The sequence below is a fragment of the Falsiroseomonas selenitidurans genome, from assembly GCF_012103215.1.
In the GTDB taxonomy this organism is placed as follows: Bacteria; Pseudomonadota; Alphaproteobacteria; order Acetobacterales; family Acetobacteraceae; genus Falsiroseomonas; species Falsiroseomonas selenitidurans.
Genome location: NZ_JAAVNE010000010.1, coordinates 104,072 through 126,001, shown reverse-complemented (window position 1 = coordinate 126,001; position 21,930 = coordinate 104,072). Strand labels below are relative to the sequence as shown.

The following is a 21,930-nucleotide window of genomic DNA, read 5'->3' as shown; positions in this document are numbered from 1 at the left end:
TAATGCCATCCCGACTAGCCTAGGGTCGGGATGCGACAGCGAATCGCCTTCGTCCTTTGCAATCCGGCAACCTTGGTTGGATAGGCGAAAGCAAGTCCCGGGTCGACCGTGGGGGTCGGCTGCTGAGGTTCGGAGGAATGAATGCTGCCTGATTCGATCGCGCTGGCGCAGGCCGTGTGCACCCGTCTCTGCCATGATCTTGGCGGCCCGGCCGGCGCCCTATCCGGGGCACTCGACCTTCTGGACGCCCCGGGGGACGACGCGCTGGACGTCGCGCGCGATGCCTCACGGATCATGGATCGCCGCATCCGCTTCTACCGCGCGGCCGTGGGTGCAGGCTGTGGCGATTGCCGTGTGGAGGAGATCGCCCAGATGGCGGAGGGCCTGACGCTCGGTCGGCGCTCCTCCATCGACCTGACCGACCTGGAGGCCACCGCCGTGTTCCCGGCGCACCTGACCCAGGTGATGATGCTGGCCGCCTGGGCGGCGGTCGATGCGCTGCCACGAGGCGGTGTGATCCGGCTGGGCGGAGACGTCGAAGGCGGGCTTTCGGTCTGGCCGGACGGCGCGGGGGCCGCCTGGCCGGCCGGTTTGACGGCAGGCTTGGCTGGAGAGTCGGTGCCGCTGACCGCCCGCGACGTTGCGGTGCCGTTGCTGCTGGCAGTCGCTGCCAGCGCCGGGGTCCGCCTGGACATGATGATGGGTGGTGCCGGCGGCGCTGCGCCGTTGATGCTGACCCTCGCGACACGAAACTAGGCGCGGGGACCCGATCGTCGCCAGCGTTTACGGAATATTCGGCCTGATTGGGCAGGCTTCGGCCAAGACCAGGCGCCGGAGCCCCGAATGGACGACTTGCTCGCCGACTTCCTTACCGAGACCAACGAGGGGCTCGTGGCGCTCGACGTCGCGCTTCTGCGGCTTGAGCGGTCCCCGCAGGACAAGCCGACCCTCTCGGAAATCTTCCGCCTGGTCCACACGATCAAGGGAACCTGCGGGTTCCTTGGCCTCTCGCGGCTGGAGCGCGTGGCCCATGCGGCGGAAAACGTGCTGGGACTTTACCGGGACGGCGTCCTGGCGGTGACGCCGAACGGCGTCAGCCTGATTCTTCGGGCGCTGGACCGGATCAAGGACATCATCAGCGCCCTGGAGACCAATGGGACGGAACCCGCGGGCGACGACGGCGAGTTGATCCGGCATCTGGACGCCGCCGCTGGGGGCGAGGCCGAAACGCCGTCGAGTCAGCCCGATGAGGAAGCGGCCGAGGAGTTCGGAGCGAGAGCGGCGGAGCCGCGTGAGGAGGCGCTGCCGGCCACGCGGCATCCTGCTCAGCCGGTCCAGACTGCGCCGCTGCGCTCGGCAACGCCGGCCACCGATACGACCCCCGAGGAGTCGGCGGGCGGGCGGGCGCCGCCGCAGAGCATCCGCGTCTCGGTCGACGTCCTCGAGGACCTGATGATGCTGGTCAGCGAGCTGGTGCTGACACGCAATCAGCTGATGCAGCTCTCCCGCGCCCGCAACGACGGCGCCTACAGCGTGCCTTTGCAGCGCCTGTCGCACATCACCTCTGACCTGCAGGACGGCGTCATGAAGACGCGCATGCAGCCGATCGGCAATGCCTGGGCGAAGATGCCCCGCTTGGTGCGCGACCTGTCCATCGAGCTCGGCAAGAAGATCGATCTCGAGATGCGCGGCGCGGACACGGAGCTGGATCGGCAGGTTCTGGAGCTGATCAAGGACCCGCTGACGCACATGGTGCGGAACAGCGGCGACCACGGCCTGGAAGGCCCGGAGGATCGCCGCAGGGCGGGTAAATCCGAAACCGGTCGGATCACGCTCAATGCCTATCACGAGGGTGGCCACATCCTCATCGAGATTTCCGATGACGGGCGCGGCCTGAGCATCGACCGCATCAAGCAGAAGGCCGTGTCGCAGGGCCTCGCCAGTGAATCCGACATCGCCGGCATGAGCGAGGCGGAAATCCACCGGTTCATCTTCCGCGCCGGTTTCTCGACCGCGGCGGCAGTCACGGCCGTCTCTGGCCGGGGCGTTGGGATGGATGTGGTGAAAACGAATGTCGAGCGGATCGGCGGCACCATCGACGTCAGCTCCACGGAGGGTCGCGGCACCGCCTTCACGATCAAGATTCCGCTGACGCTCGCCATCGTGTCCGCGTTGATTGTTGAGGTGGCGGGGGAGCGCTTTGCGATCCCGCAGATCGGCGTGCTGGAACTGGTTCGAGTCGGCGGCGGATCCGGCTCGCGGGTCGAACGCATCAAGGATGCGCCTGTGCTGCGCCTGCGGGATCGGCTGCTCCCGCTGGTCTCCCTCGGCCGCGTCCTCGGTCTGGAGGAAGGGTCAAGAAACCTCGACGAGGGCGGCGAGTCCGGCTTTGTTGTGGTCACCCAGGTGGGCGCCAACGTCTTCGGAATCATTGTTGATCGGCTCTTCGACACTGAAGAGATCGTCGTCAAGCCGGTGGCCCCGATCCTCCGGCACATCGGCATGTTTTCGGGCAATACGATCCTGGGCGACGGCAGCGTCATCATGATCCTGGATCCGAACGGAATTGCGCGGGTCACTGGCGTGATGGCCGATGGCGGCGGCAGCCGCATGGATGATGGCAAGGTGACCAGCGGTGTGCGGTCGAACGAAAAGACGGCGCTGTTGCTGTTCCGGGCCGGCGACGAAACCCCGAAGGCCGTTCCGCTGGGCCTCATCGCCAGGCTGGACGACATTCCCGTCGAGCAGATCGAGAATTCAGGCGGCATGCCGGTCGTGCAGTACCGCGGCCAGCTCATGCCACTTTTGTCGATGACCGGTGGCTTCCAGCCGCAGGACCAGGAGCGCGTGCGCCAGACCGTGCTCGTCTTCAGCGAGGGTGATCGCAGCCTCGGGATCATGGTCGATGCAATTCTCGACGTCGTGGACGAGGCGTTGAGCGTGCAGGCTGGACAGGGGCGGCCTGGCTTCCTGGGCTCCGCCGTGGTGGCGGGCCGGGTTACCGATGTGATCGACACCGCCTGGTGGCTGCGTCAGGCCGGCGGCGACTGGTTCAGGCCGGCCGCTTCCTCGTCCGTGACCCGTCGCCTTCTTGTGGTCGAGGACAGCGCCTTCTTCCGCGAGCTGGTGGTGCCGGCGCTGGCAGCCGAAGGCTATGAGGTGGTTGCGGTCGAAGGGCCCGCCGAGGCGCTGAAGCTGCGCGAAAGGGGGGAGGTTTTCGACGCCATCGTGTCCGACATCGAGATGCCGGAGATGGACGGCTTCGCCTTCGCGGAGGAAGTCCGGGGCGGCGGCGCCTGGCGGGACCTGCCCATGGTGGCCCTGACCGGCCGGGTGGAACCCGCGGCCGTGGCTCGCGGGCGGGCCGCGGGCTTCACCGACTATGTCGGCAAGTATGATCGCGAGGCGCTGCTCGCGAGCCTCGGCGAGTGTTTCGCCGTGCCGGTCGAGGCTTGAAGCGAAGGATCCCAGTCATGCGCACTCAAACAACCCAGTCAGCTGTTGCCGACGCCGAGCTCTATCTGACACTGACGGTGGCGGCCCAGGCCTGCGGTGTCCCCGTCCTGGTGGTTCGCGACGTTCTCGGGCCGCAGACCATCACACGGATTCCGCTGGCGCCCCCCGAGGTGGCTGGCAGCCTCAACCTTCGCGGCAGGATCGTGACGGCCGTCGATCTGAGGCGGCGCCTGGGCCTGCCGGCACGCCCGGTGGACGCCCAGCCAATGAGCATCGTCGTCGAGATGGCCGGGGAACTCTACAGCATGCTGGCTGATTCGGTCGGCGAGGTGGTGCCGTTGCGCCAGGACGAGTCTGCGGCCAATCCGCCGACGCTGGATCCAGTGTGGCGGGAGGTTTCGCTGGGCGTGCATCGGCGCGACGGGCAGCTTCTCATTGTCCTCGATGTCGAGCGCGTGCTGGCAATCGGCGGTGGCCGATGAGCGCCACCGACGAGATCCTGCAGCGCGACTGCCTGGTCGTCGACGACAGTCGCGTCGTGCGGAAGGCGGCGCGCCGCTTCATGGAAGGCTTCGGCTTCACGGTACGGGAGGCAGCGGATGGCAGCCAGGCGCTGCAGGCATGCCGCGAATTGTTGCCTGAGGTGGTCCTGCTGGACTGGAACATGCCCGTCATGGACGGGCTGACCTTCCTCAAAGCGGCGCGTGCTGAGTTCGGCAATGGCCAGCCTGCGATCGTGCTGTGCACCACGGAGATCGCCTTCGAGAAGATCGTCGAGGCGCTTGATGCCGGCGCGCAGGAATATGTGATGAAGCCGTTCGACGCGGAGATCCTCGGCAGCAAGTTGGCGCAGCTTGGCCTGCTGCAGGCAGCCGCATGACGGCAGAAGGACCGGTCCGGGTCCTGCTTTGCGATGACAGCGCCGCTGCTCGAGCCGTCATGTCGCGCATGCTGGCCAGCGACCCGGATATCAGGGTGGTGGCCAAGGCCTCGAACGGAGGGGACGCTCTAGCGCAATTGGCCGCGATGCCGGAGGCCGAGCGGCCGCAGGTGGTGCTGCTGGATCTCGAGATGCCCCACATGGATGGCATGACGGCCTTGCCGCTGCTGCTCAAGGCGGCGCCGAGAACCGCGGTGATCGTTGCCAGCGCACTCAGCCAGCGCGGCGCGGCGGCGACAATGTCGGCACTGCGGGCCGGCGCGGTCGACTATGTTCCTAAGCCTTCGGCCGCGGCCGGGGGCATGAATGGTGGCCAGTTCCAGGCCGAGTTGGTGGCCAAGGTCAAGGGCTGGGCCAGGATGCGGCGTGCACCCGGCCGTGCATTGCAGGCCGCTACGCACCGCATCCTCTCGCCACGGGTCGGCGCGCAGGCGACTCGGCCCAAGGTGATCGGGATCGGGTCGTCGACAGGCGGTCCGCAGGCGCTAGCTGTGCTTGTCGCCAAGCTTGATCGGCCCCTGGGGGTGCCGTTGGTCGTCGTCCAGCACATGCCGGCCGGCTTTACGACGCTGTTGGCGGATCACCTCAATCGGATCGGCACCTTGCCTTGCAGCGAGGCGCGGGAGGCGGAGCCACTGGTAGCCGGGCGGCTTTACCTTGCGCCGGGCGACCGGCACCTGATGGTGAAGGAAGCGGGCAGCGGCTTGGTGGTCCAACTGGGCGATGGGCCGCCGGAGAATTTCTGCAGGCCCGCTGTCGATCCAATGCTCCGCAGTCTGGTGGCAACATGCCAGGGCCGCGTGCTGGCAGCCATCCTGACCGGCATGGGCAGCGATGGGCTTGCAGGATGCCGGGCGGTCGTCGGAGCCGGAGGAGCGGTACTAGCCCAGGACGAGGCGACCTCCGTCGTCTGGGGCATGCCCGGGGCAGTCGCCCGAGCCGGCATCGCCTCGGCCATCTTGAATGTGGAGGACATCGCGGGCCGCATCATGGCAGCCGGCGCAGACGGAAAGCGGACATGACCAACGACGATTTCGCCGAAATAGCCGGGGTCGTGCGACGCCGTTCCGGCATCGTGCTGACAGGGGACAAGGCCTATTTGCTGGAAACGCGGCTGGGGCCGGTGCTGGCCAAGTTCGGCCTGGCATCCCTGGGCGCACTGGGGCAGCGCCTTAAGCAGCGTCCGGATGACGTGCTGGAACGCGCGGTGGTCGAGGCGCTTACGACGCATGAGAGTTCCTTCTTCCGCGACGGCAAGCCCTTCGAGCACCTGGCCCGGATCCTGCCGAAGCTGGTCTCAGCGAGGGCCCCGGGCGCTGCGTTGCGGATTTGGTCGGCCGCCTGTTCGACGGGTCAGGAGCCGTTCTCCATCGCCATGCTGATTGCGGACACGCTTGGCCCGCGACCGGAGTGTCGGGTGGAGATCCTCGCAACTGATATCTCTGCCGAGATTCTCACGCGCGCCAGGCAGGGGGTATTCACCCAGTTCGAGGTGCAGCGAGGGCTGCCAATCCGGTCATTGGTGAAGCACTTCAAGCAGGAAGGCGCGAAGTGGCGGGTTTCGCCCGAGTTGGCGGCGATGGTGCGGTTCGAGGAGCGCAACCTGCTGAACGACCTCTCCGCGATCGGCAAGTTCGATGCGATCTTCTGCCGCAACGTCCTGATCTACTTTGATGCGCCCACCAAGACCAGGGTGCTGGATGCGCTCTCCCGACGTCTCATGCCGGAGGGTGTGCTGTATCTCGGCGGCGCGGAAACCGTGCTGGGGTTGACGGATCGGCTTGTGCCGGTGTCGGGCGAACGGGGCGCCTACGGCATTTCGACGCAGCGCGCGGCCGCCTGAGCCGCTGTGGGACCAAGGAACTCATCGGTCACCGGCGGTAGCCGGTGACCGCCTCAGGGCAGGCGTTGCTTGTCAGGCGGCCGCCGAAGCCGGGCCTCCGCGACCTTCGGGGCCGGCAGAGAGGCGAATCGCGCCGTTCGGCTCTCGCAGCACATAGCCACGCCCCCAGACAGTGCCGATCAACTCCGCCGCGCCCGCGCTGGCCAGCTTCTTGCGAAGCTTGCAAATGAAGACGTCGATGATCTTCACCTCCGGCTCGTCCATGCCGCCATAGAGATGGTTCAGGAAGGCTTCCTTGGTGAGAACGACGCCCTTGCGGAGCGTCAGCAATTCCAGGACGGCATATTCCTTGCCGGTCAGGTGCACCGCCCGGCCGTCGACCAGGACTTCCCGCGACCCCAGATTGAGGGTGAGGGGACCGACGGAGAGGGTTGGCTGGCTGAAGCCCTTGGCGCGCCGAACGATGGCCTGAATACGGGCAACCAGTTCCTGCTGGTCGAACGGCTTCGTGATGTAGTCGTCGGCCCCCATGCCGAAGCCACGGACCTTCGCCTGTGGCCGAGTCAAGCCGGAAAGGATGAGCACCGGAGTCTCAAGGCGCGCGGCTCGCAGTCGCCTGACAACCTCGTAGCCCTCCATGTCCGGCAGCATGAGATCGAGGACAACGATGTCATAGTCATAGAGACGAGCGAGCTCGAGCGCCTCCTCCCCCGTATCGGCCGTATCCACGATCATGGACGCGGCCTTGAGGGCCAGGGTCACGCCTCGGGCAACAATTGTATCGTCCTCAACCAAAAGGACACGCATGGAAGGCCTCCACACACCTGATACGTGTAGGGATACCACTTTTGCGTGATAAGTGAAGACCTTATTCACCGAAAAAATGCATCATTGGCAGATGGTAAATAAAATAATATCGAAAGACCATTTTTTGAGGAAAAATTCAATATTTGGCATGTGGTTGGCCGCGCAAGGCCGGTTGGCGTCCCAGCCGCGGCTGGGACGCCAAGGGCGGGTCGTCGGCGCTGACCTGCTGACGGTTGCCGTCGATGGACTTCGCCCAAGCCTCGCGCTCGGCGAACGCGTTGCCTTGCTGAAGCCGATCGGGCCGACGGTCGCCGAAGCTGTGAGCATCGGGCGGAACGGCGCGCGTTGCGTCGTCTTCGGCGAAATCGGACAGGTGGCGGCCGGCGATGTGGCCGAAGTGGTTGAAAGCCAAAGCCTGGCCGTCTGTGACGGATGGCGTGGCCGAGTCGTCGATCCAATGGGCAATCCCCTCGACCGGCTGGGGCCGCTGCCGCAGGCCCTGACGGCCCGCGCCGCACGCGCGGCCGCACCGCCTGCCGCCACGCGCCAGCGCCTCGGCCCTGCCACAGGCGTTGGGGTCCGCGTGCTGGATGCCTTCTGCACCCTGCGCGAGGGGCAGCGCCTTGGGCTGTTCGCGGCCTCCGGCATCGGCAAGTCGACGCTGCTGGCCACCCTGGCCCGTGCCGCCGCCTTCGACACGGTCGTGCTTGGGTTGATCGGGGAGCGTGGCCGAGAGTTGCGGGAATTCATCGAGGATGATCTCGGTCCGGAAGGGCTGGCGCGCAGCGTCGTCGTCTGCGCGACCTCTGACGCGCCCGCCGCCACGCGGCGGGAAGCTGGCTACGCCGCGCTGGCGATTGCCGAGTATTTCCGGGACGCCGGTCAACGCGTTCTGCTGCTGCTCGACTCGGTCACCCGCTTTGCCCTGGCCTGCCGAGAGATCGGGCTCGCGGCCGGTGAACCGCCTGCCACCCGGGGCTACCCGCCCAGCGTGTTTCGGGAGCTTCCGGCCTTGCTGGAACGTGCAGGCCCGGGCGGGCCGGGGGCTGGCAGCATCACCGCCCTGCTGACGGTGCTGGTCGAGGGCGACGACCATGACGAGCCGATCGCCGATGCGGTACGGGGCATCCTGGACGGGCACGTTGTCCTTGATCGTCGGATCGCAGAATCCGGCCGCTACCCGGCCGTCGATGTCTTGCGCAGCCTGTCGCGCAGTGTCCCGGGATGCCTGACGCCCGACCAGGCGCGCTTGGCGCGACGGGCCCGGCAGGTGCTTGCCCTGCGGGACGAGGTTGCGGATCTGGTCCGGCTGGGCGCGTACCGTGCGGGGGCGGACACCGCCGTGGATGAAGCCCTGCGTTTGGCGCCGAGGGTGGAGGCGCTGCTGCACCAGGCCAGGGGAGAGGTCTCGACGCTGGAGGAGGCTTTCGCGGGACTCGCGGTGGCGATCAACGATGCCCCGGCCTGACGCGCTGCGGGCGATTCGCCTGCTGCGACGGGTGGAGCTGGATGCGGCAAGGCGCCAGCTCGCCGGTGCACGGGCCGCCGAAGCGACGGCCGCGGAGGGAGAGGCGGCACTTCAGGCGGCCCTCCTCGCAGAAACGGGCCAGAAGGCACCGGAGGCCTTCGCGAACTGGCTGCCTGCCGCCAAAACTAGTCTGGCACAGGCGGGTGCCCTGCGCGCCATGGCGGCGGATCGGCTGGACCGGGCGCGGGAGGCGGCCGCCCGCGCCAGCCTTGCCGAGCGGGCCATCGTGGAGGAGGCGGCGCGGCGCAGGGCCGCCGACCGGGCGGCGAGGCTGGCTCGCGATCAGGCCGCGATGGATGACCTGCCCCTGCCCAGCGTCAGGCCTCCGTTGGCTTGAGTACGCCGCGGCGGATCTGGTCGAGCTCGATGCTCTCGAACAAGGCGCGGAAATTGCCCTCGCCGAAGCCTTGGTCACCCTGGCGTTGGATCAGTTCGAAGAAGATCGGGCCGATCACGTTGCCGGTGAAGATCTGCAGCAGGCGGCCGCCTTCCGGCGTCGGTGCACCGTCCATCAGGATCCGGTTCCGGCGCAGCCGGTCCAGCCCGACCTCGGCGCCCGGCAGTCGGTTCGGCAGCAGCTCATAGTAAGTGTCCGGCGTGTCCAGGAAGGCGACGCCCGCCTCCCGCATCGCTTCCACGCTGGCGTGAATGTCGGCGGTGCCGAGCGCCACATGTTGGATGCCCTCGCCTTGGTAAACGCGCAGGAATTCCTCAATCTGGCTCCGGTCGTCCGAGCTTTCGTTGATCGGGATCCGGATCTGACCGCAAGGAGAGGTCAGGGCGCGGGACTTCAGGCCGGTGAGCTTACCCTCGATGTCGAAGTACCGGATTTCCTTGAAATTGAAGAGCTTGGCGTAGAACTCGCACCACACATCCATGCGCCCGCGATGGACGTTGTGTGTCAGGTGGTCGATCACCGTCAGGCCGCTGCCCGCCGGCCGTGGATCACGCTCCCCCAGCCAGTTGAAATCGACGTCGTAGATTGTGCCCCGCGTGCCGTAGCGGTCGACGAAGTAAAGCAGGGACCCGCCGATGCCCTCGATGGCCGGGATGTTCAACTCCATCGGTCCGATGGTGCCCTGAACGGGCCTGGCGCCCAGATCGACGGCGCGGCGATAGGCCGCGGCCGCATCGGCCACCCGAAAGGCCATCGCGCAGGCGGAGGGGCCGTGAACCCGGGCGAAAGACTGCGCGAAGCTCTCCGGCTCGGCATTGAGAATGAAGTTGATGTCGCCCTGGCGCCAAAGAGTCACTGCCTTGGAGCGATGGCGCGCGACCGCGACGAAACCAAGGCGGTCGAACAGGGCCTCAAGAGAGGGAATGTCCGGGCCGGTGAATTCGACGAACTCGAAACCGTCGGTGCCCATCGGGTTGGCCTCGGACATGCGGCCGGCAAAGGTGGAGCGGTCGGGCGGGACATCCATGGCGCATCTTCCTCCTGCAGGCCCTACCAATAGGACAGGGAAGGAAGGGAAATTCAGCGAATCTGGCCCAAATCTGGGGCATGGTCGCACAGATCAACTCCGGCAGGGCCTTGTCTATGGTCAGATCCACTATCAGCCTTGATGAGGTGGACCGCCGCATCCTGCGCGTCCTGCAACGCGACGGCCGCATCGCGGTGACCCTGCTGGCGGAGCAGGTCGGTCTTTCGGCCACCCCCTGCCTGCGCCGGATCCGCCGCATGGAGGATGCCGGCGTCATTGCCCGCTATACGGCGGTGGTGGAACCGGCGCGCGTGGGACTGCCCATTCAGGCCTTCGTCCAGGTTGCCCTGTCCTCCCACGCTGAGGAGGTGGCCAGCGCGTTCCACAAGGCGCTGGCGGCGCGGGAGGAAGTGGTGGCGGCCTATGCCATGAGCGGCGGCATGGACTACATGTTGTACGTCGTCGCCGCCGATTTCGAGGCCTACGCGGATTTCGCGCTGAAGGCGCTGCTGCGCATGCCTGGGGTGAAGGAAACCCGCAGTTCCTTCGTCCTCATGGCGCTGAAGCCACCTGGCGCGGTGCCTGTCTAGGCGCCGCGCCGGAGCCAGGCGAGGGCCGATCGACCCGCGGCGACGCCGGTGCTCAGGCAGCCCTGTAGCAGGTAGCCGCCAGTCGGTGCTTCCCAGTCCAGCATCTCTCCGCAGGCAAAGACCCCAGGCTGGTTCTTCAGCATGAAGCCGGCATCCAGTTCCGACCAGCAGAGGCCGCCAGCCGAGGAAATGGCCCGGGCCAGGGGCGCGACGCCTGTGGCGCGCAGCGGCAGCGCCTTGACCAGCACCATTGGCGCGATCCCAGCGCCCCCGGCGCGCAGCCCTTCCTGCACCAGCCCGATCGCGACCGGCGGCAGGGCGAGCGCCTTGCGCAGCCCGTTCGCCAGCGATTCGGCGCGCGGGCGTCCGGCCAACCGCGCCGCGACCTCCTTGGCCGACAGGTCCGGCCGCAGGTCCAGCACGAGGTTGGCCGAGCCATGACCGGCGATCGCCTCCCGCACCGGTGCGGCGAGGGCATAGACCGCGCCTCCTTCCAGGCCGTGGCGCGTCACCATCGCCTCGCCCTGCACCCGGACTCCTTCGAAGGTCAGCGCAATGCGCTTCAGCGGCGTGCCCTCGTGTCGGCTGCTGAAATGCGCCGACCAGGCAATCTCGAGCCCCATATTGGCCGGTTCCCAGCGTCGCACCGACCGTGAAGGCAGGCTTGCCGGCCATAGCCCGTCCGATCCCAGACGCGGCCAGGAGGCACCGCCAAGCGCGAGAATGGTGGCCTGAGGCGTGGCTGCCACCTGTTCCATGAAGCTCGGCCCGCCCTCGGCCGACCAGCCGGTCCAGCGGCTGCGCGGATGGATGGTCACCCCGAGGGAGGCCAGCCTGGCGAGCCAGGCGCGCAGCAGTGGGGAGGCCTTCAGGCAGCGCGGGAAGATGCGGCCACTGGAGCCCTCGAAGGTCTCAATGCCCAGCCCCTCGGACCACGCGATCACCTTGGCCGGTGGAAAGGCGCGGATGGCCTCCAGCAGCGGCGGCGAGGAGGGGCGGTAGCGGGTGAGCAGCCGCTCCAGCGGTTCACCATGGGTCAGGTTCAGCCCACCGCGCCCGGCCATCAGGAACTTCCGGCCGACGGACGGCATGTGGTCGTGCACCGCCACCCGCACCCCCGCCGAGGCGAGGACCTCGGCTGCCATGAGGCCGGCGGGCCCGGCGCCGATGACGGCTGCAAGGGGAGAGGAAAGCGTTTCATGCGCGGGATCGGTCATGCCCGGCTTTCTGGTCTCCTCCGCCCGGGATATCCAGGGGGCGTCGCCCCGCCCGCCTGCAGGAGCCTGCCATGCCCGCCATCCTGATCACCGGAGGTGCCGGTTTTGTCGGCCTCAACCTGGTCGAGGCCCTTCTCGGGCGCGGCGAGCATGTGGTGGTTTTCGGCCAGGAGGCGACGCTGCCCGCGGCCGCACAGAGCGCCTTCGCCGGGCTCAAGGGGCGGCTCGAGGTGCTGCAGGGCGATGTGCGCGACGCCAAAGCCCTCGCCGCGCTGTTCCGCGGGCGGGTCATCGACCGGGTCTTCCCCTTCGCCGCAATCACTGCCGGCCCACAGCGGGAAGCCGCGGCGCCGGACCTTATCCTGGATGTCAATCTGACGGCGGTCTTCGCAACCCTGGCCGCGGCGCGCGACGCCGGGACGGTGCGGCGCGTGGTGCTGCCGGCCTCCTCCGCCGTCTATGGCGAATCGGCCTATGACCACGCGGTGCTGGACGAGGTGACGACGCCCTGCCGACCCATCAGCCTCTATGGCGTGACCAAATTCGCCGTAGAGCGGGCGGGTCTGCGCCTGGCGGGACTCTGGGGGCTGGACGCGGTGGTGGCACGTATCGGAGCGACCTACGGGCCGTGGGAACGCGATACCGGCCTGCGCGACACATTGAGCCCGCACCTGGCCATCGCCCAGCTTGCCGCGGCAGGGGGCTGCGCCATCCTGCCGCCGGCGCCCCTGCCGGCCTACGACTGGATCTATGTGCGCGACCTGGCGGCCGGGCTGCTGGCCCTGCTGGATGCTCCGGCGCCGGCGGAGCGCATCTTCAACCTGGCTTCCGCGCAGGACTGGTCGCCCCATGCCGGCGCCTGCTTGGATGAGCTCGCCGCTGCGATCCCGGGCTTCCAGTGGCGGCACGCCGGCCCGGGCGAACTGCCGAACGTTCCGTTCAACGAGACCCGCCCACGTGGCCTGATGGCCATCGGCCGCGCTGCAGGCCTGGGCTGGGCGCCCCGATTTGCGCCGGAGGCCGCCTATGCCGACTATGCGGCATGGCTGCATCGGACCGGTGGCGTGGCAGGGGTGGCGTGAATCACGCCCCTTCGCATTGCCGGGGCCGCCCCCAGTTCCAAGACCGACCTGCTGCAAGGACCTCCCCATGCCCGATACCAATATGCTCGACCCGACGCGCCTGAAGTTCGGCATCGGCCAGCCGGTCCCCCGCGCCGAGGATCCGGTGCTGCTGACCGGACGCGGCCGCTATACGGACGACATTGCGCTGCCGGGCCAGGCATGGTGCGTGATCGTCCGCAGCCCCTATGCGCATGGCGTGATCCGCGGCATCGCTACGGAGGCGGCGCGCGCCATGCCGGGCGTCCTCGGCGTCTGGACCGGGGCGGACCTTGTGGCCGCCGGCTATGGCCCGATGAAATGCGGTATGCCGTTGAAGAACAAGGATGGCAGCCCGCTGCGCAGCACGCAGCGCCACGCCCTGGCGACCGATAAGGTCCGCTTCGTGGGCGACCCGGTCGCCTTTGTGGTGGCGGAGACGCGGGCCGAGGCGAAAGACGCGGCGGAAATGGTCGAGCTCGACATCGACATGCTGCCGGCGGTCACGGAAGCCTCGGCCGCCGCGGCGACCGATGCGCCGCAACTCTATGGCGATATCCCCGGCAATCTGGTGCTGGACTTCCACCAGGGCGACTCGGCCAAGGTGGCAGCAGCCTTCGCCAGTGCCGCGCATGTCGCCAGGCTCTCCCTGCGCAACAACCGCATCGTCGTCTCGGCGATGGAGCCGCGCAGCGCGATCGGCACCTTTGAGGAGGGCCGGCATGTCCTGCGCGTCGGCTGTCAGGGTGTGTTCGGGCTGCGCAACCAGCTGGCCAACGAGGTCCTCAAGGTGCCGGTGCAGCAGGTGCGGGTGCTGACCGGCAATGTCGGCGGCAGCTTCGGCATGAAGGCCAACGCCTACCCGGAATATCTCTGCCTGCTGCATGCCGCCAAGGAACTGGCCCGCCCGGTGAAGTGGACGGATGAACGCTCCGGCAGCTTCCTGTCTGACCAGCACGGGCGCGACCATGAGGTGGTGGCGGAGCTGGCGCTGGATGCGGAAGCGAAGTTCCTGGCGGTGCGCCTGACATCCTTCGCCAATATGGGCGCCTACCTGTCCACTGTGGCACCGCTGATGGGCACGGCGAATTTCTGGAAGAACGTGCAGTCCAACTACGCGACCCCGCTGATCGAGGTGGCGACGCGCTGCCTGCTGACCAATACCACCCCCGTTTCCGCCTATCGTGGTGCCGGCCGGCCGGAGGGCAACTACTTCATGGAGCGGCTGATCGAAGCCGCCGCCGCGGAAATGGGCATCAGCGCCGTGGAGATCCGCAGCCGCAACCATATCCGCACCGACCAGTTCCCCTATGCCGCTGCCTCCGGCAGCCGTTACGATGGTGGCGACTTCACCGCGGTACTGGAGGAGACTCTTTCTGCGGCGGATGTCGCGGGCTTTGCCGCCCGCAAGGCCGAGAGCGCGTCGCAGGGCCGTCTGCGCGGTCTCGGCATCGGCAACTTCCTGGAATGCACGGCGCCCCCGACCAAGGAGCAGGGCGGGATCCGCTTCGAGAAGGACGGCACCGTCACCATCATCACTGGGACGCTGGACTACGGGCAGGGGCATTGGAGCGCCTTCGCCCAGGTGCTGCACCAGGCCATCGGGATTCCCTTCCAGCAGATCCGTCTGCTGCAGGGCGATTCCGACGAGCTGGTCGCCGGCGGCGGCACCGGCGGCTCCAAGTCGCTGATGGCGTCCGGCGCCGCGATCATGGAGGCCGCGGAGCTGGTGGTGAAGAAGGGGCGGGACGCTGCGGCCTGGGCGCTGGAGGCCGCGCCGACCGATATCGAGTTCGAAGCCCATGCCGAAGGCGGCCATGGCCGCTTCCTGATCGCTGGCACGGACCGCGGTATCGGCATCATGGACCTAGCCGCCCGGCTGCGTGACGCGACCTCGCTGCCGGAGGGCGTGCCGCCCACACTCGACGTGACGCATGTGTTCGACGAGGCGCCGCAGGCCTATCCCAATGGCTGCCACGTCGCGGAGGTGGAGGTGGACCCGGAGACCGGCATTGTCTCCGTGGTCCGCTACACCTCGGTGAATGATTTCGGCGTCATCGTGAACCCGATGCTGGTCGCCGGCCAGGCGCATGGCGGGATCGCCCAGGGCATCGGCCAGGCGCTGCTGGAGCGGGTGGCCTTCAGCGACGATGGCCAGCTGCAATCCGGTAGCTACATGGACTATGCGCTGCCGCGGGCCGAGGACATGCCTTCGATCGGGTTCGTGAGCCATCCCGTCCCGGCCACGACCAACCCGTTGGGCGCCAAGGGCTGCGGCGAGGCGGGCTGCGCCGGGTCACTGCCGGCGGTGATGAATGCCCTGGTCGACGCGCTGTCGACCTATGGCATCCGGCACATCGACATGCCGGCGACGCCGGAGAGGGTCTGGCAGGCGATCCAGGCGGCGCGCGCCACCTGAGCCAAGCGCTCAGCCTTGGCCGGTTGCGCCTGCGGGCGTACCGGCCGTGGCCTGCCAACGGGCTTCCTCGGCGTATTGCCGGGCGAACTGGCCGCCCTTGCGCTGCAGCAGCTGCTCGAAGCTCCCCGACTCGGCGATCCGCCCACCATCGAGGACGATGATTCGATCGGCATTGCGGATGGTGGAAAGGCGGTGGGCGATAACGATGCGGGTGGCGGGCATGGTACGGATGGCACGCATCGTCGCCCGTTGGGTCATGTTGTCCAGCGCGCTCGTCGCCTCATCGAGGATCAGCAGCGCCGGTTTTTGCAGCAGGGCGCGCGCCAGCAGCAGCCGCTGCACCTGACCGCCGGAAAGAACGCGGCTCGCATCGGTCAGCATGGTCTCGAGCCCCATCGGCATGGCGCGCACATCCGCGCCCAGCGCCGCCTGGTCGAGCGCCTGCCAGATCTCGGCTTCGGTCGCGCCTGACAGGCCGCGCACCGCATCCCGCATGCTGCCCGGTGGGACGCGCCCGGCCTGCAGCACGGTGGCCACCTGCCGCCGCAGGATTGCCAGGTCGAGCCCGCGGATGTCGTGTCCATCCATGTAGATCGCGCCGCTGGTCGGCTCCTCCAGGCCGAGCAGCAGCCGGACCAGGGTGGACTTCCCGGCGCCGGAGCGGCCGACAATGGCGACGAATTCACCTGGTTCGATCCGCATCGTCAGGCCGGAGAAGACCCAGGATTCGGTCGGGCCGTAGCGGAATGTCAGGTTGGAAAGCTCGACGGCACCGCTGAGCCGGCCAGGATCCACCTTGCCGGTATCCTGTTCCGGTAGCCCATCCAGCAGCGGCTGGGCGAATTTCCGGGTTGGCATCAGGAACCACAGCGCGAACAATGTTTTGGCGAGTTGGGTCCCGGACGCCGCCATCAGGCCGTAGGCGGCGATGAAGGTCATCACAGCCGAAAGGCTGGGCGGTGGCGCGCCCGCTTCCACGCGCTGCATCAGTGCGATGACGAAGAAGGCCGCCGCCGTGGAAAGCACCGCGAAACCGGCCGCGAAAGCGTCATAACCATTGCTGATGCGCCGTGCCGCGGAAAGCCGGCGCCGCATCTCGGCAAATCGTCCGGCCCAAACGGCCTGGGCCCTGGCTTCGGCCCCTGCGAGCCGCAGTTTCACCAGCCCGGACACGATCTGAAATACCATGGCATCGGCGAGGCCCGACAGAGCCTCGCCGGTGGCGAATGCGCGCGCCTGCATCCAGCCGGCCAGATTTGCCGCGGCGATCTGCAGCACCAGCATGCCGAGCGCAATCCCGGCCGCCAAAGGCTGGGCCAGCAGCATGAGCACGAAGGAGGACAGGATCGTCGCCACGGCGCTGGCGACGATGAAGCCGAAAGTGCGGATCTGCATGGCGAGCGATATGGCCGATACAGCACGGCCGGAGGTCTCACCCACCGTCTGGCGGTTGAGCGTCGCCATTGGCAGCCGCATCACCCGGTCCCAGATCGCCGCATGCAGCGCCGGGCCGGCGCGGGCCTCGATCCTCTGCCGGGCGATCTCGCTGCCAAGCTTCACCACCCACCCGACGCCGGCGATCAGGACCAGGGCAAGGCCAAGCTGGGTCAATTCGGACAGATGGCCGCCCGGAACCAGCAGGGAGAAGGCAATGCCGGTGGCCATCGGCACGGCCTGTCCAAGCGCCGCGCCGATCAGCATGGTGGCGATGATGGCCACAACGTCCGAGGCACTGCCCCCCATGCCGCTGCCAACGAGGTCGAGGAGCGTCAGTGCCTTGCGTGGCAGGGGCACAACCGGCGCCGAAGCTTCGCGTTCGATCCGCGCGGCCGACGCCTCGTCGAGGCGTCGGCCGCGCGGGTCAGTCGGCGTGTGCAGGCGATAACCGCGGGCGGTCCGCAGCAGCGCCACCATTCCCCCGTCCAGCCTGGCGAAAAGCGGGCCGTGGTCCTGCCGCCACCATGCCTCCGGCAAATGCGCCGGTCGCAGCCGCAGCCCTGTAGCGCGAGCCAGTTCCTCGAGAGAGGAGACGGCATCGATGTCGGCGCGGCGCACCCGGATGGGGCGCCGGGCGCGCAGGCCGAGGTGGCTGGCAACCACCCGGAACACCGGCATCAGGGGGTCGCCATCCGCCGCGGCTGGCGGCTCGGCCTCATTGCCCAGGATCGCGGCGAAGGCGCCCCTCTGCTCTGCCCCTGCTTCCGCATCCCGCTCGCCGCGCAGGCGCAGGCGGTTCAACTCATCCGCCGCATCCAGCGCCAGGGCGGCGGGGAGCGCTGCCAAGCAGGCGGCGTTGAAGCTGGCCAGGCCCTGTTGCCAGTCCGGCCCAACCACGGCCTGCTGGGCGGGTACGGGTTCCACCAAGCCGCCACTGCCGGTCAGCCAAGCCTCGCTTGGCAATGGTACCAGCCCTTGCACCGGCTCCAGCCCGAACAGCAGCCAGGACCCTTCCGGCAGGCGGAGCCAGAGCGGCGGGCCGCGGGTCACGATCGTGGCGCCGGCCACCGTGCGGAGGCTGCCGGTAGCTTCGGAGAGGGCGATGTCGGCGCGGGGCCGCGGTGCCATCGGGCGGGCAAGACCCTCGGCAAGGGCCCGCGTCCAGGCAATGATGCCTGCGGCGCGGCGCGCAATGTCCTCCGCCTGGTCGGCCTCAGGATCGAAGGGCCTTAGCAGCGTATCGGCCGTTCCGACGGCGATCAGCGTCGTGCCAAGCTCGTCTTCACCAAGGCCACAGAGCAGGCCGCCTGCCGGAATGGTGCCGATATAGCGGCGCGGACCCTCCTGTGCCGGTGGCCGCGGCGGACGCTGCGCGAAGAGGGTCACGCTGCCCGCGACCACGTACCAGACACTGCCAGGCTCGGTCAGCGGCAGGGGCGCATGGGCGGGAAGGGCCAGCGGCGGCGCTGGCGTCTGCGGCGGCGGCTCGGTTTCGGCTTGCTGGGTGGAGCCGGGCAGGTCGTCGGGCATCAGCCGTGCGCCAACATGGTGCGGAAGGGCCCTTCGGCGGATGCGAGGTCATCCGGATGCCCGCGCTGCACGATGCGCCCGCGCTCCATGACGATGACCTCGTCACAGTCCCGAACCAGGGCCAGGCGGTGGGCGATGATGATCATGGTGCAGCCACGGCGACGGAGGTTGCGCATCAGCGCGGCCTCCGACCGGTTGTCGAGCGCGGCGGTCGCTTCATCCAGCACCAGGATGGACGGATCGGTGACGATGGCGCGGGCCAGTTCCAGCCGCGCGCGCTGGCCACCGGACCAGTTGCGCCCTTCCTCCGCCACCACGCCGGCGTAGCCGCCACGGCGCGCCAAGATCTCGTCATGGATCACGGCATCCTGCGCGCATTCGACCAGTCGCTCATCTGCCAGCGTCGGGTCCCACATCGCCACATTGTCGCGCACGGTGCCATCGAACAGGTACCCCTGCTGGTCGACCACGGCGACCTCCCGCCGCAATTCCTCCCTCGGGATCGCCTCGATCGGCCGGCCGTCGATCAACACATCGCCGGACCAGGGCCGGTAGAGGCCGGCGATCAGCAGCGCCAGGGTCGACTTGCCAGAGCCGGAACCGCCGACGATGCCGAGCCGCCGGCCCGGCTGCAGGGCGAGAGAGATGCCGTCCAACAGCGGAGGGGCCAGGCGGCTATGACCGAAGGTCACGTCGCGCAACTCGATATGGCCGGCGAAGCGGGCGACGGCGGCGCGGGCCGGCGGCTGCTGGAACTCGGTTGCCAGCGGATGGTGCATGGTGTCTTCCAGCAGCGTCAGGTTCGCCCTGGCGTCCTGCATCTGCGTGGCGACGCCGATGAGTTGCGCGACCGGGCCCATGAACCCCATGGTCAAGGCCTGGAAGGCGACCAACTGACCGACAGTCATTGCCCCGTCCATGATCCGCGACCCGCCCAGAACGAGCACCGCCGCGGCGGCCAGAATGGCGACAAAGGCGGGGAGGCCCTCCAGCATGCCCCGGCGCAGGGCCAGGCGCTGGGTGATGTTGGCCACCCCCGCGCGCGTCCCGGCCAACTGCGCCAGCAACAGGCTTTCCGTGCCGGAGGACCTGTAGGTCTCGATCATCTGCAACCCCTGCTTGCCGAGCCCATCGGAGCGCAGAGTTCGCGAAAGCAGGCGCTGGTTGTCATCGCTCAGGCTTCGGCTCAGCCAAAGCAGGGCGACAAGGTTGACCACGGCCGCCAGCACCACCACCCCGGTCAGCACCACGTCGTACAGGAGCATCGCGGCGCAGTAGACGGCTGCCGTGATCAGCCCGAGCAGGCCGCGCCCGACATCACCTGACACGAGGCGCGCGATCCGGTCGTTCAGCACCACGCGCCCGGTGACGTCGCCCGGATGCCGCTGGGCAAAGAAGGCAACGGGCAGGCGGGTCAGCCGCTCCAGGAAACTGGCGGAGCCGGCAACGGACAGCCGCGTCTCCAGCCGCAGGAGGAGGTCGAGCTGGAGCCAGGTGATCGCGGCCATCACCACGGCGGTGCCCGCCATGCCGAGGAGCAGCGGCTGAAGCCAGGATTCGAAGCGACCGACCAGCACGTCGTCCACGAAGACCTGGGAGAAGGCGGGCACAAGGAGCGCCGGAATCATCATCAGCAGGCTGATGGCAACCAGGAAGCTGAAGCTCGTCTCGTTGCCGCGAAGGCGCCTCAGCACCCCGCCGAGCGCGCGCGGCGGCTCGCCGCCGCGGGTGAAATCCGGCCCGGGCTCCATGGTTAGGGCCACGCCGGTGAAATTACGGTCCAACTCCTCCAGGCTGATCCGCCTGGGGCCGCTGCCCGGGTCGTTGATGAAGGCATGCTGCCCGCCGACGCCCTCGATGACCACGAAGTGGTTCATGCCCCAATGCGCGATCAGCGGCATCTGCATCTCGCCGAGATGCAAGGGCTCCATCCGGAAGGCCTGGACCTGCATGCCGTATTGTCGGGCGGCCGCGGCCACATGGCTGGCACGGCTGCCATCGCGCGACACGCCGCAGGCCACGCGCAGTTCCTCCAGCGGCACCCAGCGGCCGTGATGGCCGAGCACGATGCCGAGCGCGGCGGCGCCGCATTCCACCGCCTCCATCTGCAGCAGGGTTGGTGTACGAACCCTTCTTGCGGAAGCGGCTCGGCGCGGTGCAGCAGTCCGTGCCGTCATGGCGCTGCCGCGTCGGCTGTCCGGGTCAGCCAGCCCCGCAGGGCCGGGAAGGCCAACCCGATCAGGCGCACCGAACGGACGGTGAATTCAGCCTCCGCCAGGGTCCCGGATTCGATGGCGAAGTCCGGACCGCTGCCCGTTGACCAGCGCATGCCGCTGCGCGTCGCCGGGTTGCGCTCCAGCGCCACCTCGACTTCGAAGGGCGTGCCGAGTTCCGTTGTGAAGCTGCGGACCAACTGGTCGTTCTGCAAGGTGCGTAGCAGACCTGCCGAAGAGGCCGGCACATGGGCGACGCGGGTGATGCGGCCGTGGATGAAGCCATGTTCCTCTCGCCGGGTGGAAGACGGAGAAACCTCTACACGCAAACCCTCGGCCAACCGCTTGCCGTCCTGCGCAGAGACATAGACCACCGCAACCGGCCCCCCATGGCCAGTGAGCGGATCGCGCTCGATCGTCAGCAGCGGGGTGCCGCGCTGCACCACCTGCCCTTCGTTCACCTTCGCCTCGACCACGACGCCGGCATAGGGCGCGATGACGGCGCCAAGCCGGACCAGCCGGTCGCGCAGGGCCTGCGCCTGGCGTGAGGTTTCATCGGCTCGACGCTCCGCCTCCAGCGTCTCGCGCTCGCGCTGGGTGCGCTTTAGGGCCTGGTCGAGAACCAGCTGTTCTCGTTCGTTGCGGGCTGCGGCGATCTGCTCCCGCACCTGGAATACCTCGACCCGCGCAAACAAGGCGCGGTCGCGGTTCACCAGGTTCTGCTGCGACAAGCCGCGCAGCACATCCTCGCGCTCGCGCATCATGCCCAGCCGTTCCTCCAGCAGGCGCAGGTTCTGTACGAGCGCTGCGTCGCGGGCGACGCGGAAGGCTTCGGCCGCTGCCTCCTCGCGCTGATGGAAATCCAGCAGCTCCCGGCGTTGGCGTGCGGCATCCGCCGCCTGGCCCTCGGCGAGCGAGAGTTGCAGCCGCACCTCGGACTGGTCGACGCGGGCAACCTCGCGGCCTGCCTCCACACGGTCACCGGGGCGGGCCATGAGGCTTTCGATCCGCCCATCCGTGTCTGAGACGATGTCGACCACGCCGCCTGGTGGCAGGAGAATCCCGCGTCCTGCAACCTTCACCGGAACATCGACCAGCGAGGACCACACCAGCCCGATGATCGCAAGCGCGATCAGTGACGCCCCTACCGCCCAGGTCCAGGGGCGCATGACGCGCAGCGCCTCATCGTAACGATCAGGTGCGGCGGCCTCTGCGATCGCCTCGTGACGAAAAAGGGAAGGGGGCGACATGGGAATCCGGAATGATACGGGAGCGGGGTCTCAGCTGCGGCGACAGGTCCCAGGATCGAAGGGCTCGGTGACGCTGGGCCGGGAAGGTTCGTGCAATCAAACTACCATGCAGGACGGTGGCGTGAAAATGTTGTCTCGTAAATTCGGAAAAGCTAATCTTAAACTCGGCGCAGTCA

Annotated in this window: 17 protein-coding genes; 11 read left to right on the top strand and 6 right to left on the bottom strand. The window is 68.2% G+C overall.

What is annotated here, in order from left to right; genetic code table 11:
- Positions 1-141 precede the first annotated feature (141 nt).
- The 6 genes from HEQ75_RS08745 to HEQ75_RS08720 all read left to right on the top strand — a co-directional run bounded on the left by HEQ75_RS08745 (position 142) and on the right by HEQ75_RS08720 (position 6,239).
- Complete coding sequence (locus tag HEQ75_RS08745; protein WP_168029343.1) at positions 142-756, top strand: histidine phosphotransferase family protein; 615 nt, start codon at positions 142-144, stop codon at positions 754-756.
- Between the two features lie 87 nt (positions 757-843).
- Positions 844-3,456 carry a hybrid sensor histidine kinase/response regulator gene (locus HEQ75_RS08740; RefSeq protein ID WP_168029341.1) on the top strand — a complete coding sequence of 871 codons (2,613 nt, stop codon included), beginning with the start codon at positions 844-846 and terminating at the stop codon, positions 3,454-3,456.
- 17 nt (positions 3,457-3,473) lie between these two features.
- On the top strand, positions 3,474-3,938 hold the full coding sequence (locus tag HEQ75_RS08735; RefSeq protein ID WP_168029339.1) for a chemotaxis protein CheW: 465 nt from the start codon (positions 3,474-3,476) through the stop codon (positions 3,936-3,938).
- Positions 3,935-4,336, top strand: a complete 402-nt coding sequence (locus tag HEQ75_RS08730) for a response regulator (RefSeq protein WP_209318438.1) — start codon at positions 3,935-3,937, stop codon at positions 4,334-4,336. The genes HEQ75_RS08735 and HEQ75_RS08730 overlap by 4 nt, the downstream gene beginning before the upstream one ends.
- A complete protein-coding gene (locus HEQ75_RS08725) occupies positions 4,333-5,418 on the top strand; it encodes a protein-glutamate methylesterase/protein-glutamine glutaminase (protein WP_168029337.1) in 1,086 nt (361 codons plus the stop codon). The genes HEQ75_RS08730 and HEQ75_RS08725 overlap by 4 nt, the downstream gene beginning before the upstream one ends.
- Entirely contained in the window at positions 5,415-6,239 is an 825-nt protein-coding gene (locus HEQ75_RS08720; RefSeq protein ID WP_168029335.1) for a CheR family methyltransferase, read from the top strand. Before HEQ75_RS08725 ends, HEQ75_RS08720 begins: the two co-directional genes overlap by 4 nt.
- A 72-nt stretch (positions 6,240-6,311) precedes the next feature.
- Here HEQ75_RS08720 and ctrA read toward each other — a convergent pair whose 3' ends face one another.
- On the bottom strand, positions 6,312-7,046 hold the full coding sequence (gene ctrA, locus HEQ75_RS08715) for a response regulator transcription factor CtrA (RefSeq protein ID WP_168029333.1): 735 nt from the start codon (positions 7,044-7,046) through the stop codon (positions 6,312-6,314).
- Between the two features lie 52 nt (positions 7,047-7,098).
- Here ctrA and HEQ75_RS08710 point away from each other — a divergent pair, with 52 nt between their 5' ends.
- Both HEQ75_RS08710 and HEQ75_RS08705 read left to right on the top strand, forming a co-directional pair.
- Positions 7,099-8,514, top strand: a complete 1,416-nt coding sequence (locus HEQ75_RS08710; protein ID WP_328733488.1) for a FliI/YscN family ATPase — start codon at positions 7,099-7,101, stop codon at positions 8,512-8,514.
- Positions 8,515-8,545: 31 nt separating this feature from the next.
- Positions 8,546-8,911: a hypothetical protein gene (locus HEQ75_RS08705; protein WP_209318437.1), complete on the top strand. Its 366-nt coding sequence runs from the start codon at positions 8,546-8,548 to the stop codon at positions 8,909-8,911.
- Here the strand turns inward: HEQ75_RS08705 and hppD are convergent.
- A complete protein-coding gene (gene hppD / locus HEQ75_RS08700; protein WP_235961404.1) occupies positions 8,892-9,998 on the bottom strand; it encodes a 4-hydroxyphenylpyruvate dioxygenase in 1,107 nt (368 codons plus the stop codon). The two genes, HEQ75_RS08705 and hppD, sit on opposite strands and share 20 nt — an antisense overlap.
- 146 nt (positions 9,999-10,144) lie before the next feature.
- On the opposite strand from hppD, the gene HEQ75_RS08695 reads away from it, so the two are divergent.
- A complete protein-coding gene (locus HEQ75_RS08695; RefSeq protein ID WP_209318436.1) occupies positions 10,145-10,588 on the top strand; it encodes an Lrp/AsnC family transcriptional regulator in 444 nt (147 codons plus the stop codon).
- On the opposite strand, the gene HEQ75_RS08690 is transcribed toward HEQ75_RS08695, so the two are convergent.
- Complete coding sequence (locus HEQ75_RS08690; protein WP_168029331.1) at positions 10,585-11,805, bottom strand: TIGR03862 family flavoprotein; 1,221 nt, start codon at positions 11,803-11,805, stop codon at positions 10,585-10,587. The genes HEQ75_RS08695 and HEQ75_RS08690 overlap by 4 nt on opposite strands.
- Positions 11,806-11,876: 71 nt before the next feature.
- Here HEQ75_RS08690 and HEQ75_RS08685 point away from each other — a divergent pair, with 71 nt between their 5' ends.
- Both HEQ75_RS08685 and HEQ75_RS08680 read left to right on the top strand, forming a co-directional pair.
- Entirely contained in the window at positions 11,877-12,887 is a 1,011-nt protein-coding gene (locus HEQ75_RS08685) for an NAD-dependent epimerase/dehydratase family protein (protein ID WP_168029329.1), read from the top strand.
- Between the two features lie 67 nt (positions 12,888-12,954).
- Positions 12,955-15,324, top strand: a complete 2,370-nt coding sequence (locus tag HEQ75_RS08680; RefSeq protein ID WP_168029327.1) for a xanthine dehydrogenase family protein molybdopterin-binding subunit — start codon at positions 12,955-12,957, stop codon at positions 15,322-15,324.
- Between the two features lie 9 nt (positions 15,325-15,333).
- Here the strand turns inward: HEQ75_RS08680 and HEQ75_RS08675 are convergent, their stop codons facing one another.
- From HEQ75_RS08675 to HEQ75_RS08665, 3 genes are read right to left on the bottom strand one after another with little or no spacing between them, the layout of a single operon-like run.
- On the bottom strand, positions 15,334-18,291 hold the full coding sequence (locus HEQ75_RS08675; RefSeq protein WP_168029325.1) for an ATP-binding cassette domain-containing protein: 2,958 nt from the start codon (positions 18,289-18,291) through the stop codon (positions 15,334-15,336).
- Positions 18,291-20,468 (bottom strand): NHLP family bacteriocin export ABC transporter peptidase/permease/ATPase subunit, encoded by a 2,178-nt coding sequence (locus HEQ75_RS08670; RefSeq protein ID WP_168029323.1) that lies wholly within the window; start codon positions 20,466-20,468, stop codon positions 18,291-18,293. The genes HEQ75_RS08675 and HEQ75_RS08670 overlap by 1 nt, the downstream gene beginning before the upstream one ends.
- Positions 20,465-21,754: an NHLP bacteriocin system secretion protein gene (locus HEQ75_RS08665; protein WP_168029321.1), complete on the bottom strand. Its 1,290-nt coding sequence runs from the start codon at positions 21,752-21,754 to the stop codon at positions 20,465-20,467. The genes HEQ75_RS08670 and HEQ75_RS08665 overlap by 4 nt, the downstream gene beginning before the upstream one ends.
- Between the last annotated feature and the right edge of the window lie 176 nt (positions 21,755-21,930).